General features: G+C 38.9%; 18 protein-coding genes and 1 other annotated feature. Of the genes, 3 read left to right on the top strand and 15 right to left on the bottom strand.

What is annotated here, in order from left to right; all coding sequences use genetic code 11:
* Positions 1-2: 2 nt before the first annotated feature.
* The 12 genes from cysS to ACQKII_RS15310 form a co-directional block, all read right to left on the bottom strand.
* Positions 3-1403, bottom strand: coding sequence for a cysteine--tRNA ligase (cysS, locus tag ACQKII_RS15365; protein WP_427460684.1), 1401 nt, complete (start codon positions 1401-1403; stop codon positions 3-5).
* Positions 1400-2050: a serine O-acetyltransferase EpsC gene (epsC, locus tag ACQKII_RS15360; RefSeq protein ID WP_427460682.1), complete on the bottom strand. Its 651-nt coding sequence runs from the start codon at positions 2048-2050 to the stop codon at positions 1400-1402. Before epsC ends, cysS begins: the two co-directional genes overlap by 4 nt.
* Positions 2051-2163: 113 nt before the next feature.
* Positions 2164-2382 (bottom strand) — a binding site (T-box leader).
* Positions 2383-2466: 84 nt separating this feature from the next.
* The gene (gene gltX, locus ACQKII_RS15355) at positions 2467-3927 is read right to left on the bottom strand and encodes a glutamate--tRNA ligase (RefSeq protein ID WP_427460680.1); all 1461 of its coding nucleotides are present in this window, start codon (positions 3925-3927) and stop codon (positions 2467-2469) included.
* 123 nt (positions 3928-4050) lie between these two features.
* Positions 4051-4527, bottom strand: coding sequence for a 2-C-methyl-D-erythritol 2,4-cyclodiphosphate synthase (gene ispF / locus ACQKII_RS15350; RefSeq protein ID WP_427460679.1), 477 nt, complete (start codon positions 4525-4527; stop codon positions 4051-4053).
* Positions 4528-4842: 315 nt separating this feature from the next.
* Complete coding sequence (gene ispD / locus ACQKII_RS15345) at positions 4843-5535, bottom strand: 2-C-methyl-D-erythritol 4-phosphate cytidylyltransferase (protein ID WP_427460764.1); 693 nt, start codon at positions 5533-5535, stop codon at positions 4843-4845.
* A gap of 12 nt (positions 5536-5547) precedes the next feature.
* Entirely contained in the window at positions 5548-6642 is a 1095-nt protein-coding gene (locus ACQKII_RS15340; RefSeq protein ID WP_427460677.1) for a PIN/TRAM domain-containing protein, read from the bottom strand.
* Between the two features lie 239 nt (positions 6643-6881).
* Positions 6882-8258, bottom strand: coding sequence for a DNA repair protein RadA (gene radA / locus ACQKII_RS15335; protein ID WP_427460675.1), 1377 nt, complete (start codon positions 8256-8258; stop codon positions 6882-6884).
* Between the two features lie 141 nt (positions 8259-8399).
* Positions 8400-10844 (bottom strand): ATP-dependent Clp protease ATP-binding subunit, encoded by a 2445-nt coding sequence (locus tag ACQKII_RS15330; RefSeq protein ID WP_427460673.1) that lies wholly within the window; start codon positions 10842-10844, stop codon positions 8400-8402.
* The gene (locus ACQKII_RS15325) at positions 10834-11943 is read right to left on the bottom strand and encodes a protein arginine kinase (RefSeq protein ID WP_427460671.1); all 1110 of its coding nucleotides are present in this window, start codon (positions 11941-11943) and stop codon (positions 10834-10836) included. Before ACQKII_RS15325 ends, ACQKII_RS15330 begins: the two co-directional genes overlap by 11 nt.
* Complete coding sequence (locus tag ACQKII_RS15320) at positions 11940-12485, bottom strand: UvrB/UvrC motif-containing protein (RefSeq protein ID WP_427460669.1); 546 nt, start codon at positions 12483-12485, stop codon at positions 11940-11942. Before ACQKII_RS15320 ends, ACQKII_RS15325 begins: the two co-directional genes overlap by 4 nt.
* 13 nt (positions 12486-12498) lie before the next feature.
* Positions 12499-12969, bottom strand: a complete 471-nt coding sequence (locus ACQKII_RS15315; protein ID WP_143996786.1) for a CtsR family transcriptional regulator — start codon at positions 12967-12969, stop codon at positions 12499-12501.
* A 359-nt stretch (positions 12970-13328) separates the two neighbouring features.
* The gene (locus ACQKII_RS15310; RefSeq protein WP_427460667.1) at positions 13329-13634 is read right to left on the bottom strand and encodes a DUF4870 domain-containing protein; all 306 of its coding nucleotides are present in this window, start codon (positions 13632-13634) and stop codon (positions 13329-13331) included.
* Between the two features lie 126 nt (positions 13635-13760).
* On the opposite strand from ACQKII_RS15310, the gene ACQKII_RS15305 reads away from it, so the two are divergent.
* Both ACQKII_RS15305 and corA read left to right on the top strand, forming a co-directional pair.
* Positions 13761-14447 (top strand): class I SAM-dependent methyltransferase, encoded by a 687-nt coding sequence (locus ACQKII_RS15305; RefSeq protein WP_427460665.1) that lies wholly within the window; start codon positions 13761-13763, stop codon positions 14445-14447.
* A 212-nt stretch (positions 14448-14659) separates the two neighbouring features.
* A complete protein-coding gene (corA, locus tag ACQKII_RS15300; protein WP_427460663.1) occupies positions 14660-15622 on the top strand; it encodes a magnesium/cobalt transporter CorA in 963 nt (320 codons plus the stop codon).
* Positions 15623-15779: 157 nt separating this feature from the next.
* Here the strand turns inward: corA and ACQKII_RS15295 are convergent, their stop codons facing one another.
* Complete coding sequence (locus ACQKII_RS15295; protein WP_427460661.1) at positions 15780-15989, bottom strand: hypothetical protein; 210 nt, start codon at positions 15987-15989, stop codon at positions 15780-15782.
* A 317-nt stretch (positions 15990-16306) separates the two neighbouring features.
* Here ACQKII_RS15295 and ACQKII_RS15290 point away from each other — a divergent pair, with 317 nt between their 5' ends.
* Positions 16307-17617, top strand: coding sequence for a protoglobin domain-containing protein (locus tag ACQKII_RS15290; protein WP_427460659.1), 1311 nt, complete (start codon positions 16307-16309; stop codon positions 17615-17617).
* A gap of 79 nt (positions 17618-17696) precedes the next feature.
* On the opposite strand, the gene ACQKII_RS15285 is transcribed toward ACQKII_RS15290, so the two are convergent.
* Both ACQKII_RS15285 and ACQKII_RS15280 read right to left on the bottom strand, forming a co-directional pair.
* Entirely contained in the window at positions 17697-18176 is a 480-nt protein-coding gene (locus ACQKII_RS15285) for an acyl-CoA thioesterase (protein WP_427460657.1), read from the bottom strand.
* A gap of 68 nt (positions 18177-18244) precedes the next feature.
* Positions 18245-19672 (bottom strand): aldehyde dehydrogenase family protein, encoded by a 1428-nt coding sequence (locus ACQKII_RS15280; RefSeq protein ID WP_427460655.1) that lies wholly within the window; start codon positions 19670-19672, stop codon positions 18245-18247.
* Positions 19673-19711 lie beyond the last annotated feature (39 nt).

Here is a 19711-nt window from a genome sequence, read left to right as displayed (position 1 = left end):
CTTTACCCTCGTTTCCATCTAGTTCCTTGGCGAGTATCTTCTAAAATGATACCTTGCGCTTGCAAATGGTCACGGATTTCATCTGAACGGGCAAAATCGCGGTTTTTACGTGCATCTACGCGCTCTTGTAAAAGTGCTTCGATTTCTTCGTCTAAAAGTTCAGCTTCTTTTGCAAACTCAATACCTAAGACGTCACCAACTACCTCAAAAGTTTCAGTAAAACTAGTCAATACTTTCTCATCAGTATTCGTTTCATTCAAGTAAATATTGGCGATTCGCGCTAGTTCAAATAATACTGAAATTGCATTGGCTGTATTAAAATCATCGTCCATCGCTTCTTCAAATTGAATTTTTTGTTCAGCTATTTTTTCTAGCCATTCCTCTGAATTATCGCCAAGACTAGCAGTTGCCGTTAAGCGATGTTTGACATTATTGTAAGCTGTACGAATACGCTCTAGGCCAGTAGCTGCTGCATCTACTAAATCTTTCGCAAAGTTAATTGGATGGCGGTAGTGTACAGATAGCATAAAGAAACGTAACACTTGTGGGTCAATCTGTTTACGAATATCGTTTACAAGTACAAAATTTCCAAGGGATTTTGACATTTTTTCATTATCAATATTAATATACCCATTATGCATCCAGTAACGCGCAAATGTTTTGTCATTATGTGCTTCTGATTGGGCAATTTCATTTTCATGATGTGGGAATGTTAAATCTTGACCACCTGCATGAATATCAATTGTATCACCTAGATGCTCGCGTGCCATAACGGAGCACTCAATATGCCAACCTGGTCGTCCTTTGCCCCAAGGACTTTCCCAGTAAATTTCGTCAGGCTTAGCCGCTTTCCATAAAGCGAAATCTAACGCATCGTCTTTCTTCTCACCAGCTTCAATGCGAGCGCCAATCTTTAAATCGTCCACAGATTGATGTGATAGCTTGCCGTAACCGTCAAATTTACGTGTTCGATAATAAACATCTCCTGCTGACTCATAAGCATAGCCCTTATCGATTAAAACTTTTATGAAATCAATAATGTCTCCCATATGTTCTGTAACACGAGGGTGCACATCTGCTTTTTTGCAACCTAATGCTGTAACGTCTTCAAAATACGCTGCAATAAAACGTTCTGTTAGCTCATGAACTTCCTCGCCAAGCTCGTTGGCGGCTTTAATAATTTTGTCGTCAACATCCGTGAAATTTGAAACAAATTTCACTTCATAGCCCTTGTATTGAAAATATCGACGTACAGTATCATAAACAATTACAGGACGAGAATTCCCAATATGAATATAGTTATAGACTGTCGGACCGCACACGTACATTTTAACTTTGCCTTCTTCTAACGGTACGAAAGTTTCTTTTTGTCTTTTTAATGAGTTGAAAATTTGGATACTCATTGCTTTTCTCTCTCCTTTTGTAAGTGTCCGATTTCTTCTTGCAATGCTGCTATTTGCTTCTCGAAACCTTGACAACGTTCCTCTACAGGGTCAGGAATATTTTGATGGTCTAGTTTTTTCTCTAAACGAACACCATCTTTCATCACAATTTTACCAGGAATACCAACAACTGTGGCATTCGGCGGCACCTCTTTTAACACAACTGATCCTGCACCAATTTTACTATTCTCACCAATTGTAATCGAACCTAATACTTTTGCACCTGTTGCCACTAGTACATTATCCTGTAATGTCGGATGGCGTTTCCCTTTTTCTTTCCCTGTACCACCTAGTGTGACACCTTGATAAAGCGTAACATTATCACCAATCTCACAGGTTTCACCTATAACAACCCCCATACCATGGTCTATAAAGAAGCGACGGCCAATTTTTGCTCCGGGATGAATTTCAATTCCTGTAAAGAAGCGACTTATTTGTGAAATCGAACGTGCAATAAAGTAAAAACGTTTTTTAAAGAACCAGTGTGCCATACGATGCGCCCACGTAGCATGTAAACCTGAATATGTTAATACAACTTCCAGCACACTGCGTGCCGCTGGATCATTTTCAAAAATCGTTTCTACATCTTCCTTCATTCTTTTAAACATAAAAAACTCCCCCTTTTCAATTTTGATCTGTCTTACTCCCTTAGCAATTTAAACACTCCATTGCGCCCTTTGGAACAACGAAAAAAACGTCCCTATCATTCCTATTAAGGAATGACAGAGACGCTAAATTTGCGCGGTTCCACTCTGATTGAAGGCAAAGGCCCTCCACTCTGGACGTTCTGTAACGGGAACGAATCGATAAAGCCTACTTAACGTTCAGCTCTATACTCAAAGGTGCATTTCGGTTTCGCCTTGGCTCAGACCACTTTCAGCCGGTGATGGTCTTCTCTTTAGAGCATGCGCCACGTACTTCTCCTTATCAACACTTTAAAATATTAGATTAACCTTAATATATGCGAATTTTTAAAAGTTAAATTCATTTTACATGGAAGAAACCAATTGTCAATAAAATTCTATTATTGCGCGTATTTTTCTACGCGAGCAATCGTTTTTTCTTTACCAATTAGGCAAATTGCATTTGGCAATTCAGGACCATGTGTTTCACCAGTAGTGACAACACGGATTGGCATAAATAAGTTTTTGCCTTTATGGCCTGTTTCTTTTTGTACAGCTTTAATAGCTGCTTTTACAGTTTCTGGTGTAAACTCTTCTAAACCTTCAAGCTGTACTTTAAATGCTGCCATTACTTCTGGTACTTGCTCACCAGCTAAGACTTCATTCGCTTCTTCATCATATTCAATATGGTCGTTGAAGAATAGGCTAGATAATTCCACAATTTCCGCACCGAAGCTCATTTGTTCATGATAAAGTGCAATTAAATCAGTCGCCCAAACACGCTCTTCTGCTGTTAATTCTTCAGGCAATAAGCCAGCTTTTTGTAAGTGTGGTAAAGATAATGTCACCACTTCTTCTAATGATAATTTTTTGATGTACTGATTATTCATCCAAGTTAACTTTTGCTTATCGAACATAGATGGTGATTTTGACAATCGTTTTTCATCAAACATTTCGATTAATTGTTCTTTCGAGAAAATCTCTTCTTCCCCTTCTGGAGACCAGCCTAATAATGCAAAGAAGTTAAACATGGCTTCTGGAAGGTAACCAAGATCTTTATATTGCGTTACGAATTGAATAATTGATTCATCACGTTTTGATAATTTTTTGCGATTTTCGTTAATGATTAATGTCATATGACCGAAGCATGGATATTCCCACCCGAACGCATTGAAAATCATCAATTGCTTAGGTGTGTTTGATAAATGCTCTTCACCACGGAAAACGTGTGAGATTTCCATAAAGTGATCATCTAATACTACCGCGTAATTGTATGTCGGAATACCATTCGCTTTTACTAGTACCCAGTCACCGATATCCTTTGATTCGAATGATACTTGTCCACGTACTAAATCATCGAATTCATATGTTACGTTTTCAGGTACACGCATACGAATTGTGTATGGTTCACCAGCTGCTTCTTTAGCCGCTACTTCTTCAGCTGATAAATGACGGCAAGTCCCATCATAAGTTGGAGCTGCAACGCCACGAGCCTTTTGTTCTTCACGAGATGCTTCTAGTTTTTCTGATGAACAGAAACATTTATAAGCTAAACCTTGATCTAATAGCTTTTGTGCATGCTCTTTATAAATATCTAGACGCTCCATTTGACGATAAGGCGCATATGGACCCCCAATATCGATAGATTCATCATATTCAATGCCTAACCACTTTAAGTTATCTAGCTGAGATGCCTCTCCGCCTTCTACATTACGCTCAATATCCGTATCCTCGATACGTACGATGAATTTACCATTGTGATGTCTTGCATATAAATAGTTGAATAACGCTGTACGCGCCCCACCAATATGTAAGAAACCTGTTGGTGATGGTGCATAACGAACGCGAACTTCTTTGGTCATAATTAAAAGCCTCCTAAATGTTCGTCTGAAAAAATTCCGACCTTTTTAACTTTGTTCATTTTACCACTGTAGTATAGGAAATAAAAGTAGTGCGTGTTTAGGAATATAGCACACGCCTTCATTTTATTTTTTAATTAATAAAATGGTTGCCATAGAGGCGATACCTTCTTCACGGCCTGTAAAACCTAATCGCTCAGTCGTCGTTGCCTTAACATTCACCTGCGAAGGTTCTGCATGAAGTAATTCGGCAATACGATTTTGCATTTGTTCTATATATGGTGCCATTTTCGGACGCTGCGCCATAATTGTGCAGTCTACATTCCCTAACACATAACCTCTATCCTCAACAATTTTCCAAATATGCTCAAGCAATTTTGCTGAATCTGCATCCTTAAATGCTGGATCAGTATCAGGGAAATGACGGCCAATGTCCCCCTCACCGATTGCACCAAGTGCCGCATCTGTTACCGTGTGTAATAATACGTCTGCATCTGAATGGCCAACTAATCCCTTTTCATGTGGAATAGTTATACCACCTATAATTAATGGGCGCCCTTCTTCAAATGCATGTACATCAAACCCTTGTCCTATTCGAAACATACAATTCTGCTACTACAACACAGATGATTGTAGCAGCGCTCACCTTCTTCCGTTTTTATATTTTATCTGAATAATCATACCCTCACATTTTAACATATTTCCTAGGAAATTTTGTTGTCAGCCTATACGATCAGTTCTATATTGCAATTGTTTCTTTTACTAGATAAAAAACCAATTTAGGAGATACAGTATAGCAGGTAGATTAAGAATTCAAATTTTATGAAATACATCTCAATTCATGTCGTATATGCCATGAATGTTTATACTAAAAAATCTCATCAGCTAATCAGCCTGACGAGATTTTATATTTATTCTTTAAAACGTTTCTAATGCACGTTTACGTAAAATGGCTTCACCAAAAACTAAATCTTCTTTCGTTGTCATCTTCACATTTTCATAACTGCTTTCCACGATGTGCACTACATGACCGAGACGTTCGACTAACATTGCTTCATCCGTACCAAGGAAACCTATTTTTTCCGCGACATCTTCCGCTTCCGCAATTAAATCAAATTGGAAGGCTTGGGGTGTTTGAATCATCCAGAGACTTTCACGGTCTACCGTCTCCTCAATGACTCCATTACGTACCTTTTTCATTGTATCCTTCGCACGTACCCCCGCAATGGCAGCTCCAAAATCGTGTGCACTCTGTACAAGATTTGCAATAATATCATGTCTAATAAAAGGCCGTGCAGCATCATGTACAAGAACAATATCAACTTGCTCCATTTCCTTCATACAGGAATGGACCGAATGTTGACGCTCAGCCCCACCATCAGGTAAACCCTTAACCTTAGAGATGCCAAATGTCACGAGCATTTCTTGAATGATTGCTCGTTCTTCTGGCTTTACTGCAAGCCAGATGCCTGTACACTGTTCGTCTTGCTCAAATACTTCTAATGTGTGTATTAAAATAGGTTTCTCTAAGAGCTTTAAAAACAATTTATTTTGTCCTGCACCCATTCGCTTTCCGCTACCAGCAGCAGGTAATACTACTTCATATTGCAACTTTCCCACTTCCTAATCATCCTTTGGCTTGGCAAAGATCATACGACCAGCTGATGTTTGCAGAACACTCGTTACTGTTACTGTAATTGCCTGTCCTATATAGCTTCGACCACCTTCTACGACAATCATCGTACCATCATCTAAATAAGCGACGCCTTGGTTATGCTCTTTTCCGTCCTTAATAACAACTACTTGCATATCCTCACCTGGAATAACAACTGGCTTCACTGCATTCGCTAAATCATTAATATTTAAAACTTTCACTTGGTGTAACTCACACACTTTGTTAAGGTTGAAGTCATTTGTAACGATTTGTGTACCATTACCCATTTTCTTTGCAAGTCGCACAAGCTTTAAGTCCACTTCCTGTACATCTTCAAAGTCTTCTTCCGTAATCTCGACCTTCGTCATGCGTTCATCTTGCAGCTTTTTTAAAATATCTAAACCGCGGCGACCTCTTGTTCGTTTTAGCGTATCCGAAGAATCTGCTATATGTTGTAGCTCCGTTAACACAAACTGTGGCACAACTAATATCCCTTCAATAAAGCCTGTTTCAGAAATATCTGCAATGCGCCCATCGATAATAACACTTGTATCTAAAAGCTTATAGCTACCTCGTATTTCTTGTACACCAACACCCTCATTCGCTTTCTTTTTGGCATTATTACCGCGCAATGTAAACAACTGCAGTAGTTCATCGCGTTTTTTAAACCCTACACGGAAGCCTAAATATCCAAGTACAAATGACAGGACTATTGGTACAACCTCCGTAATGACCGGTAATTTTACAAATTGTACACTATCAATCGCAAAGCCTAAAAAATAAGCGACAATGAGTCCGATAATCAGCCCGAGTGTACCAAATAATAAGTCACCAACGGGTACTTTAAACAGCACCTCTTCCATCCAGCTAATCAGCCGTACAAAATAATCAGAAAATGCAAACGATAATGTAAATAGTAAAAGTGCCCCTAAAGCTACTGATACGTAAGGATTATCAAGCCAAGGATTAGAAGATAAATGAAGCAATTCGTATAATGGCGGTAAGAAAACAAAGCCTAAAGCTCCTCCGATTAGTAAAAAGGCAATTTGAATAAACTTTTTCACAAGCTGTCACCTCCCATTCTTATATTTGATTATACATAGTTTACTGTAGAAAATCTTTCCTGAGCCCATTAAAATATCTTTAATTTCACCTTCCATCACTGAAGATTTTGAAGTCTACCGAAAGATATAAAGTCTTCCGATAGTTTTTATTGGTTTTTGTAGGACATTTAACTGAAGCGATTGATGAATCGATGAAGTAAAAGTGCATGTCGGCGCATTGTCCAACATGCACAATTTCTTTATACCTCTCTGAAGCATGCATGCAATGCATCTTTTATCGTTTCAACACCGACAACTTCAATACCTTGCGGGAAATCCCATCCACCGATATTAGAAGTAGGGATGAATACACGTTTAAAACCGAGTTTTGCTGCTTCTATAACGCGCTGTTCGATACGAGATACACGGCGGACCTCCCCGGTTAGGCCTACTTCCCCAATAAAACAATCTGTCCCCCTGACTGCTTGATCCTTAAAACTTGAAACAATACTCGTCAACACAGCAAGGTCAATCGCTGGCTCATCAAGCTTCACCCCGCCAGCAACTTTAATATATGCATCTTGCGCTTGCAGCATGAGCCCCATCCGCTTTTCAAGTACTGCCATGAGTAATTGTACGCGGTTCTGATCCACCCCAGTTGCCATGCGTTTTGGGTAATTAAAGCTTGTTGGTGTCACAAGTGATTGAATTTCTACTAAAATTGGGCGCGTTCCTTCCATTGATGCCACAATTGTTGAACCCGCCGCACCTTGCGAACGTTCCTGTAAAAATAGCTCAGACGGATTTAATACTTCCTTTAAGCCTCCTTGTAGCATTTCGAAAATAGCAATTTCATTTGTAGAGCCAAAGCGATTTTTCTGACTTCGTAAAATACGGTGATTATGATGACGTTCGCCCTCAAAATATAACACTGTATCAACCATATGCTCTAATATACGTGGACCAGCAATTTGCCCCTCTTTCGTCACATGACCTACTAAGAAAATTGCAATGCCTTTTGTTTTCGCAATACGCATCAACTCTGCTGTACATTCACGTACTTGTGACACGCTACCAGGCGCACTTGTCACTTCTGGATGGAAAACGGTTTGAATAGAATCCACAATAACAAACTTCGGCTGTACATCATCAATTGTTTGATTTAACAACTCTAAATTCGTCTCTGAATAAATATAAAGCTCCTGTGACATCACGCCTAAACGCTCAGCACGCAACTTCGTTTGACGAATCGATTCCTCACCAGAAATATAAAGCACACGATGCCCTTTATTCGACAACAGCGCTGACACCTGTAAGAGTAGTGTTGATTTCCCGATCCCAGGATCCCCACCAATCAATACAAGCGATCCAGGCACGATTCCACCACCCAAGACACGATTCAACTCGCCCATTTCTGTTGCCACACGAGATTCCTCCACCGTCTCTATCTGCATAATTGGTAACGCTTTTTGTGTAACAGTTGCAGAATGCTGAAAAGCTCCACGTGGCCCCTTCGCTACGACCTCAACCTCTTCCACCATCTTGTTCCATTCCCCACAACCTGGACATCTTCCCATCCATTTTGCAGATTCATAGCCACAACCCGAGCATACAAATTTTGTTTTTTTCTTTGCCATAATTGCTATCACCTCGAATATTTGTTCTTATTTCTATTTTACATAAAAAAAGACAGCTTAGCACTATGGCCTCGCTGCCTTTCCATAAAGTAAATTTTTAATCGATTACTGATGCTCTATTTGTTCTATAATTCAGTAGAATTATTTTGAAATCGAGACACCCTCTTTTTTCTTCACGACAAACTCATCGTTCACATAATCGATAATAACTTGATTTCCTTTTTCAACATTGCCTTTAAGAAGTTCTTCCGATAAACGGTCTTCCACTTGTTTTTGCAGTGCACGACGAATTGGACGGGCACCGTATTGTGGATCGTAACCTTCATCCGCAATTTTCTCAAGTGCTGAATCTGTTAACTCAAGCGAAATGTCTTGTTCTTTTAGACGTTTTGTTAAAGCGTTTGCCATCATCGATACGATTTCTTTTAAGTGTCCTTTTTCTAACGAGTGGAAGACAATCATTTCGTCAATACGGTTTAAGAATTCTGGACGGAATGCTTTTTTCAACTCTTCTAACATAGTGCCCTTCATATCTTTATGCTTCGACTCCGAACCACCTAAACTGAAACCTAGGTTTTTTTGATATTTTAATGCATCCGCACCAACGTTTGATGTCATAATGACCACCGTATTTCGGAAATCAACCACACGGCCTTTAGAATCTGTTAAACGGCCATCTTCTAGCACTTGTAATAATATATTGAAGACATCTGGATGTGCCTTTTCAATTTCATCAAGTAACACAACAGAATATGGTTTACGGCGAACTTTTTCTGTAAGCTGACCACCATCGTCAAAGCCGACATAGCCCGGAGGTGAACCAACTAAACGTGATGTCGAATGTTTCTCCATGTACTCTGACATGTCAACACGAATCATCGCATCTTCATCGCCAAACATTACTTCAGCAAGCGCTCTAGCTAGCTCTGTTTTACCGACACCTGTAGGACCAAGGAAAATGAATGAGCCGATTGGACGTTTCGGGTCCTTTAAGCCTGCTCTTGCACGACGAATTGCACGAGAGATTGCTTCTACTGCTTCGCTTTGACCAACAACGCGTTTGTGTAACTCCCCTTCAAGTTGTAAAAGCTTCGCCGATTCTTCATGTGCGATTTTCGCTACTGGTATTCCCGTCCACATCGATACAACCGCTGCCACATCGTCCACAGTTACCTTGGATTCAGCTTTACCCTGTTCTTCTTTCCACGTTTTGCGTGTTGTTTCAATTTCGTCTTTTAACTTCTGCTCTGTATCTCTTAAAGAAGCCGCTTTTTCAAATTCTTGACCAGAAACAGCTGCATTTTTTTCAGAACGAACATTTTCAAGCTTATCTTCCAGCGCCTTTAGATTTGGCGGAACTGCAAATGAACGTAAGCGTACTTTAGAACCTGCTTCATCAATTAAGTCAATTGCTTTATCTGGTAAGAAGCGATCCGAAATATAGCGATCACCCATTTTCGCTGCTGCCTCAATAGCTTCATCTGTAATTTTCACACGATGATGTGCCTCGTAACGATCTCGTAAACCATGGATGATTTGAATAGCCTCTTCAACAGTTGGCTCATCTACTTGAATTGGCTGGAAGCGACGCTCTAAAGCAGCATCCTTTTCAATATATTTACGGTACTCATCTAAAGTTGTTGCACCGATACATTGCAGTTCACCACGTGCTAATGATGGTTTTAAAATATTTGATGCATCAATTGCACCTTCCGCACCTCCAGCACCGATTAATGTATGCAATTCATCAATGAATAAAATGACATTACCTGCTTGGCGAATCTCATCCATTACTTTTTTTAGACGATCCTCAAATTCACCACGGTATTTTGTACCTGCAACAACTGTCCCCATATCAAGGGTCATTACACGTTTATCACGAAGGATTTCCGGCACCTCATTATTAATAATTTGCTGCGCTAAGCCTTCTGCAATGGCCGTTTTACCCACCCCTGGCTCACCAATTAAAACGGGGTTGTTTTTTGTACGGCGCGATAGTACTTCAATAACGCGTGTGATTTCTTTACTACGACCAATAACAGGGTCTAATGAACCTTCACGTGCGATTTGCGTTAAATCACGCGCTAGGCTATCTAATGTAGGTGTATTAGCGGCCTGTGCTGCTTGCTGACCAGATTGCGCATTGTCGTTATTACCAAGCAACAGTAATACTTGCTGACGCGCTTTGTTTAAACCGACACCCGCATTGTTTAAGACGCGAGCTGCCACACCTTCGCCTTCACGAATTAATGCTAATAGTAAATGCTCTGTACCGATATAGGAATGACCTAATTTACGTGATTCATCGACTGATAGTTCAATTACCTTTTTAGCACGAGGTGTATAGTGAACGATTGGACCAACATCCTCTGTACCTTTACCAACTAATTCTTCAATGCCAACTTCAATCATTTGAGGGCTAATATCAATGGCTTCTAATGCCTTCGCTGCAATACCCCCGCCTTCACGAATAAGCCCTAAAAGAATATGCTCAGTCCCTATTGATTCGTGTTTCCAACGAATCGCCTCTTCCTGTGCAAGCTGTAATACTTTTTGTGCGCGTTGTGTAAAACGATTAAACATCATATGAATCCTCTCCTTTTCCCCCTATAGTAGGCTTACTCAAAGTTTCTTGAAATAATGCCTCACGAAGCATCTTTGCTCGTACTCGGTCACGTTCGGACGGTGGTAGTGCCTCGCCTGCATAATGCTGTAAAAATCCAGGTTGCATACAGACAATACATTCATTTAAAGTTGCGGCCTTTATGCCATCAATCAACTGTAAATCCACTCCTAAACGTACATTTGATAAACAGGTAGCCGCTTCCTCACTCGTTAAAATGCGAGCATGAGTCAAGGTGCCTAAAGCACGATAAATACGATCTTCTAAAGCAAGTTCTGCCTTATCCATCAGCTTTCCCCTTGCCTGCCGTTCTTTTTGAATAATTTTTTCAGCTACACTTTGGATGTCTGCTAAAATATCATCTTCTGTTTTTCCAAGGGTAATCTGATTCGACACTTGGTAAACATTTCCTAGATTTTCGCTACCTTCTCCATATATTCCCCTAACCGTCATTCCTAATCGTGTCATGGCATTTATTATTTGATTCATCTGACCAGTTAATGTTAGGACCGGGAGATGCATCATGACAGAAGCCCGAAGTCCTGAACCAATATTCGTTGGGCAACTTGTTAAATAGCCAAAATCATCTCGAAATGCATAGGGTAGTGCCCCTTCTAAGGCACGATCAATTTTATTGGCCTGTTCGTATGCCTTTTGAAGTTGAAAACTTGCCGTCATACATTGAATGCGTAAATGGTCTTCTTCGTTCACCATGATGCTAATGGATTCATCCTCAGATAGAAGCATTGAGCCAACTAGCTCTTTTTTGGCTAACTGCGGACTAATTAAATGTTTTTCAACTAGGATTTGTCGTTGTAATGGTGTTAAATCTTTTATAGCAAAATAAGAGTACCTTTCAAGGAGTTTAGGACTGTCTTGAATAGCGTGTGTAACTGCTTGCTCCACCTGTAGTGCTTCATCCTCTGAGAACACGAGTGGGAAACGGTAACCATCTAAATTCCGAGCAAGCCGAATGCGTGTACTTATGACAATATCTGAATAATCATCTTCTATATGCATCCATACAGGTGTAGCACTCTCTAAAAATGGCTCAATCATCACGACACATCACCACCTTCGAATTGTAGCTGATTTTCAAGTTCCTTTGCCTCATCACGAAGCTTTGCAGCCTCTTCAAATTGTTCTTCGTCTACGGCATCTTTCATCCGTTTGCGAATATCTTCAATTTGTTTTTTTATGACATAGACATTGCTATGAGCACCCGGCATTTTGCCAATATGTTGAGGTCCGGCCTGAATACGGTTAAAGAGCTTTGGCAAATGCTCAGCAAAAGTGTCATAACAGCTAGGACAGCCGAATTTCCCCTCTTTCAAAAATCGCTTATACGTAAACCCACAGTGTGGGCACGTTTGTTGTTGGGGTGGTGCTTGTTGCTTTTCACCAACTTTTTGTTGCCACGTTGGTGAGCCGAACCAATTGGATAATAATTGTTGAATTGAAACTGGCTCTTGCTTAAACTCTGCATGAAATGGATGGAACTGCGAAGCGCAAACGTCACAATAATGATGCTCCACCTTCTGACTATTTTGAACTTGTGTTACAGTTACTGTCGCATTGCGCTGCTTGCAATGTTCGCATATCATTTCCATCACCTCTTTACTTTTGCTTTTCATATTTAATCGTTGTTAACATCGCACGTAAAATATTCGCACGAATGTTATCCCGTAAAGGTAGTTGTAAATCTAATGTTGAGCGATCAACTGCCGCTAACATTAATTTCGCTTCTCGTTTCGAAATTACCTGCTCATCAATTAAACGATAAACTACATCTTCAGCCACTGTTTGAGATGCTCCACCTTCAATATGAAAGAGTACATCATCAATCAAATCAATTTGTGAGTTTGCACGGACACGTAAAATTCGAATATATCCACCCCCGCCACGTTTACTTTCAACAAGGTAACCACGCTCAGCAGTAAATCTTGTATTAATTACATAATTTATTTGGGACGGTACACATTGAAATTTATCGGCAATTTCACTACGTTTAATTTCAATATGCCCTTCTCCACCTAATTCAAGTACTTGCTTTAAGTAGCCTTCTATGATGTCTGAAATATTACGCATTTTAGGAATACACCTCGCTAACTGCACTGACTTTGACTATCTTTGACTATCTTTGACTATATTATACAGAACGCTTGAAAATAATTGCAATTAATAAGCACATTGAAAAGTTGTAAGTATTATTTCGCACTAAATTAAGTACGATTTATCATCCGGCAATAGTGTGTCACTGGTCCATCCAGAGTTAGGAGATACGTTCTTTTCCAATGATCATCAAAGAAATTAAACCTCTCCGCTAAGTTTGTCACATAAAACAACATAGAAAAAAGTTAAAACGAGTTCATAATTATAGCCTACCCTTTTCAACGATAGAAAAAACGCAAGCATATGCATCTAGCATATACTTGCGTCTATAGAAATTATACCCAGCGACCAACAATCGGGTAGCGCCAAGGCTCATCAGATAATGCCTTCACAATACCGATAATTGGTACGACAAATAACATAATGATAAAAATCAGTAAGAAAGGTAAACCGATTAACACCACACTTAAAATACCTGCAATGGCAATCAATACCCACATCACAATTTGGAACAGCAAAGCTTGAATGGAAACTGCTTTTATTTCATCATCAGAACTAATTAAGAAAAAAATAATCGGTACTAACCATGGCGCAAAAAACGCACTTGCATGTATGATTACCTTAGACCATTTTGCCTCCATTTATATCAACCTTCCTTTTTTTATTTGTCTTTTTTATTTGTACTACTATTTACGGAACTATACCCTAAATAGTTTCACGCACATATTAAAATTTTTAAAAAATTTTTTTTGAAAGGTATGTGATTCATGATGGAATTTAATAACACACTCGCAAACGAATATGAAAAAGGTATTCGACGTACGTTACCAAGCTATGATGCAATGCTACGTTTAACACAAGCCTTTTATCGATCCAACCTGTCTGAGGAAGCTACGTTTTTAGTACTTGGCTCAGGAAGCGGCAATGAAATTTTACAGCTTGCCGAACAAAGACCTCACTGGTCCTTTGTCGGTGTAGATACTGCACAAGCAATGCTCCTAATTGCAGAAGAACGCTTAAAACTGTTACCAAATAATATTTCCTTATTTCAAGGCACTATACTAGAAACACCTCTACCAATAACAAAGTTTGATGCTGCCAGTTGTATATTAGTTCTGCATTTTATCGAAACTTATGAAGAGAAACTTGCAACATTAAAAGAAATTGCGAAGCATTTAAAACCTGGAGCACCCTTTGTCCTTGTATCTAAATACGGGCAGCTAAACTCAACTGAAACGGAGTTACAGTTTGATTTATGGCGTGCCTACTGGCTACAACATACAAAGCTTTCAGCCTCAGAATTGGCTAATATGGAGCAGTCCATACGTGCTCTATCATTTATGCAGGAAGAGGAAATTTTAACGCTGTTACAACAAGCAGGCTTTACACAACCGTCCAGATTTTTTGCAACAACATTATTTGCCGGTTGGGTATGCTATAAAGACATACTCTAATAGTTGAAGATTCTAGACACACAGGACGTCCTAGTGTTGACGTTCCGAAAAGATTTCATGTGCTCAACCTGCCGTGATATCCCATCAAATCTATGTGTGCCTGGATCAACCGGTTACTTATGAGCGCTATCTCCCCATTAGATGTCCCGCTTGCTATTAGTTTTGAAGTAGAGGGTTAGCGCCCGTTTATAAACAGAATAGAGGTGAATGCCGTGATTCGCACAATGGGCATTTCGAAAAATCAACAATTATTAAAGGGATTTCCGCTAGAAGATATTAAAAATAATCATTTTGAATGGTTCTGGGTTGATTTTAATTGCCCAACCATTGAGGAAGAGCTTTTACTCGATACTTTCTTTCATTTTCATCCATTAGCCATTGAAGATTGCTTAATGCGTTTGCAACGGCCAAAGCTCGATTTTTATGATGATTATCATTTTTTTGTAATTCATAGACTTAACGAGGAAACCCTAATAGCTGAGGAATTAAATATCTTTGTCTCTGATAAGTTTATCGTTACGTTCCACAAAAATGAGACACCAGAAATAGATAAGGTGCAAAAACTTTTAGAAGAGCAACCAAAGGATTGGGAGCGTGGCACTGTATTTCTAACCTACCAGACGATTGATAAAATTGTCGATAGCTATTTCCCACTTGTCTATAAAATTGAAGATCATCTAAATGCACTTGAAGATGAACTTACCTATCAAAGCAGTGTAAATGCCATGCAGATTGTATTTGAGTTCCGTAGTGATTTACTTCATTTACGAAGAACTATTTTACCCATGCGAGACCTACTATATCGGGTACTTAGCTCTTATCGTTTTGCACTAAAAAAATCTGAACGAGCCTATTTCGGTGATATTCACGATCATTTAATTAAACTGACAGAGATTGTTGAATCCAATCGTGAGCTTACAGCCGATATGCGCGATAACTATATGGCGATGAGCTCTAGTCGCATGAATGGAATTATGATGACGCTAACAATTGTTTCCACCATTTTTATTCCGCTAACATTTATTGCTGGTGTTTATGGGATGAATTTCGATATTATGCCAGAGCTCCATGGTCGATACAGCTACTTTATCGTCCTTGGTATTATGCTATTAATAGTCGCCTTTATGCTGTCATTTTTTAAATACAAAGGCTGGTTTAAGCTATTTAAACCCTAAAACAGTGGGCACCTTAAAAGTCCTTCAAATTGACGCCCCCTGCTGGGACTCGTGTTTCACTTTCCCATAGGAATCGCGGGTTTTTACCTTTATATTAAAAAAATAGTATGCTAGGAGTACTCCTAGCATACTATTTTTACATATTGGATCACTATGATTAATACGGCCCTCGATCATCCACTTTATTTTCCCCTTGTTGTGGAAATAAAAAATAGGCAAGTACCCCTGATACTAACGTTGCACCAATGGTAATTAAAAGTTGGTCTAAATCCGGTACTTCTGCATAATAGTTGTTTAACATATAAACTGATCCAATAGCGACAACCACCATGACAGGAATTACAAACTTAAAACGCTTCTTCTCCATGTAATGTCTCCTTTTTAACAAATATTATTTTGATATTTTCACATACAATTATTTATCAAACTAAACAGTTCGTATTTTACAGGTTTGTTATATGAAATTCAAACTGCTTTTTCTTCTATAAAAAATCTATTTCTTGACTTTTAAACGACAATCATTTGAAATTAATGCAAAAAATATAGAAATAAACTAAAATTTTAACCAAATTTGCTACTAAAAATAGTAGAATATATTAAATAGCATATATTTTGCAAATTTATATACCTAGCAATAGGAAGACACTTTACTTGATATATTTATTAAGAATGGAGCAGACAACCATGAGTTGGTTTACAAAAAAGAACAATTCTAGCTACTCAATTTTGTTATCGCCTGAGGAATATAAGCATGATGTACAATTAGATGTTTCTAGCCACCCAAACCTTCTAAAACAGTTGCAGTTATTAGATTTAACAACTGAAGATTTAGCCATTATTAAACAACTTCAACCTTTAGCTAAAGATTTAATCCCTAAAATGGTTGATCAATTTTATGAAGCCATTAGTTTAAGTCAAGATTTATTGAATATTATTCACAAAACTTCACAAATCGACCGTTTAAAAATTACATTACATAAACATTTAAGTGATATTTTCGAAAGTCATATTAATGACGCATACATTAACGAAAGAAAGTCAATAGCCGAGACACATGTGCGTATTGGTTTACAATCTAAATGGTACATAGCCTCTTTCCAATCATTAACTTCGACGTTTGCAAAGTTTGCAAATGAATTAGATATATCTAAGCATGATGCACTTCGTGCCATTAATGCTTTCTGCAAAATCATTAACTTTGAACAACAGCTTGTTATTGAAGCTTACGAAAAAGAGGAAGAACGCATTCGTTCAGCGACGGATGCAACAAAGCACTCACTTGTTACAACCATTCAAAGTACAGCAGAAGAGTTAAATGCTATTAGTGAGGAAACTGCTGCCTCTTTAATGGTTATTTCTGCACAAACAGATGATATTGCCGTAGCAACAAAACAAGGTTTGAGCTTCGTTGAAGATACAAAAGAAAAATCTAGTCGTGGTCAACAACAATTACAAGAGCAAAATGATTTAATACATGTCATTTTACAAAGTGTCAATAGCCTTGAAGTGACAATGAACCAATTACGTACATCTTCACAAAAGATTACTGAAATTGTAGGACTGGTTACAGGTATTGCAGATCAGACTAATCTATTAGCGTTAAATGCTTCCATTGAGGCCGCTCGTGCAGGTGAGCATGGAAAAGGTTTCGCTGTCGTGGCAGAGGAAGTTCGTAAACTTGCTGAAGAAACAAAAAATGCCGTACAGAACGTTTCGCATCTTATTAAAGAAACGGAAAGCAATATCGCAACTATGGCAAGCTCCGTTATCAATGTAGACCAAAAAATTCAACATAGTGTAGATACACAAACAAATTTATCAAAATCATTTAATGATATTGCAGATGCTGTTTCAGGTATTCAGCAGCAATATGTAAATACTGCACGAGATATTTCTACCATTTCAAATTTAATTACTGAGTTGTCACAAGGTGCTACACTTGTTTCCTCTTCTTCAGACTCATTGATTAATGTAGTAAATGAATTAAATATATAATGTCTTCTAATTCTATATGCTCTAATACGAGCTATATAAAAGGGAAATTGACACATTCGAGTCAATTTCCCTTATTGTTTTAATGTGCCAAAGCACGTTTTTGCTTACGATGTTCTCGCCGCGCAGGACCTGTTTCAAATAGACGTTTCTCAGCATCTGTTTCAGGAATAATGGCTGGAACGGCCTTTGGTTTACCTTTTTCATCGACCGCTACCATTGTTACAAAAGATTCCGTCGTTAACTTCTCTTTCCCTGTTTCAAAATTACGTGAAATCACCCGCACATAAACCTCCATTGAAGAACGTCCTGTAGAAGAAACAATGCTTTCAATTTCTAAAATATCCCCTACATGAGCTGAAGATAAAAAATCAACCGAATCAATTGAGGCTGTTACCACATGGCCTTTTGCATGTTTCATCGCTGTAATCGCAGCAATTTCATCAATATAAGCTAACACTCTTCCACCAAAAATGGAATTGTGATTATTTGTATCTGGCGGTAATACGAGACGCGTTTGAACCGTACGTGATTGGCTCATTGGTACAGCGTTATTTGTCATAGTTCTAATAACTTCCCTTCCTGTATGTTCTTCCGCCATAGTATCGTACAAAAAGATTTGATGCAAACCTAGAATGTTTTTTTCATCGCAATGAACTTCGTATCTGTCATTTCCTCAATTGCCCATTTTATACCCTCACGACCGTATCCACTCATTTTTACGCCACCATATGGCATATTATCAACCCTGAAAGTTGGTATGTCGTTAATAATAATAGCTCCTGCTTGTAATTCATCTGCTGCATGTAAAGCATCTGGCAGTACATTCGTATATATTCCTGCATTTAAGCCAAATTCCGACTCATTCACTAGTCGAATAGCGTCGTCTAATGTTTCATATGAAACAATTGAGACGATTGGTGCGAATGTTTCCTGACAAACTATTTTCATATCAGCTGTCACATGTGTCATAACGGTTGGTGTTAATGTGCGTTCCGTGAACGTTCCACCTGTGGCTACGATAGCTCCCTGTGCCTTGGCTTCTTCAATCCATGCGCGAATACGTTTTACCTCACCTGGATTAATCATAGCACTAACATCTGTATTTTTATTGAGTGGATCACCTACGACTAACTTTTCAGTTTCTTTTACAAATGCATTTGTAAATTCTTCAATAATAGAAGCATGCACATATATACGTTGTAACGAAATACAAACTTGTCCAGCAAAACTAAATGCGCCGCTGACACAACGCTTTATAATTTTTTCAATAGGTGTCGATGGCTCGACAATTACCGCAGCATTAGAACCAAGCTCTAATGTTACTTTTCGCAATCCTACTTTTTCTTTTATGCCCAGTCCAACCTTACCACTACCCGTGAATGTCACCTTCTTCACAAACGGATGTGTCACGAGTGTATCACTTAACTCTCCTCCACTACCTGTAACAATTTGTAACACACCATCTGGTAGACCCGCTTTTTTAAAAATTTCGGCCATCACAATCGCACTTAATGGTGTTTGTGTCGCTGGCTTTAACACTACTGTATTTCCTACTGCAAACGCAGGACCTAATTTATGTGCTACTAAGTTAAATGGAAAATTAAAAGGTGTAATGGCAGAAATAACACCTAATGGCTCGCGCTTAGTCCAGCCAATTCGATCGCCTGCTCCCGGTGCGGCGTCCATTGGTACAGTTTCACCCATTGCTTGCTTTGCTCCCTCAGCAGCGAATTGATATGTCGCGATTGTACGATCAATTTCAGCTGAGCCTGCCGATAAAGGTTTTCCTGCCTCATGTGCCAATATCTCTGCTAATTCTTCTTTACGACGTCGCATAATGTCGACCACTTTATATAAAATTTCGGCACGTTCGTAGGCTGTTGTCTTTTTGAACGCTAAAAATGCCTCTTGTGCACCCTCTATTGCTCGTTCAACCTCTTGAACGGATGCCTTTGCAACCTTTGCAATTATCTCACCGCTATAGGGTGATTTTAAGTCATACGATTCCTTCGTGTCTTGCCACTGGCCATTTACCCAAAGCATTGTTTCCTTCATCTTTCAAAAGCACCTCCGAAAAATAATACTCTTCATTAG

The organism is Lysinibacillus sp. NPDC048646, from assembly GCF_050272295.1.
Classification (GTDB): Bacteria; Bacillota; Bacilli; order Bacillales_A; family Planococcaceae; genus Lysinibacillus.
The sequence above is the reverse complement of the archived record's forward strand: the minus strand, read 5'-3'. Positions and strand labels throughout refer to the sequence as shown.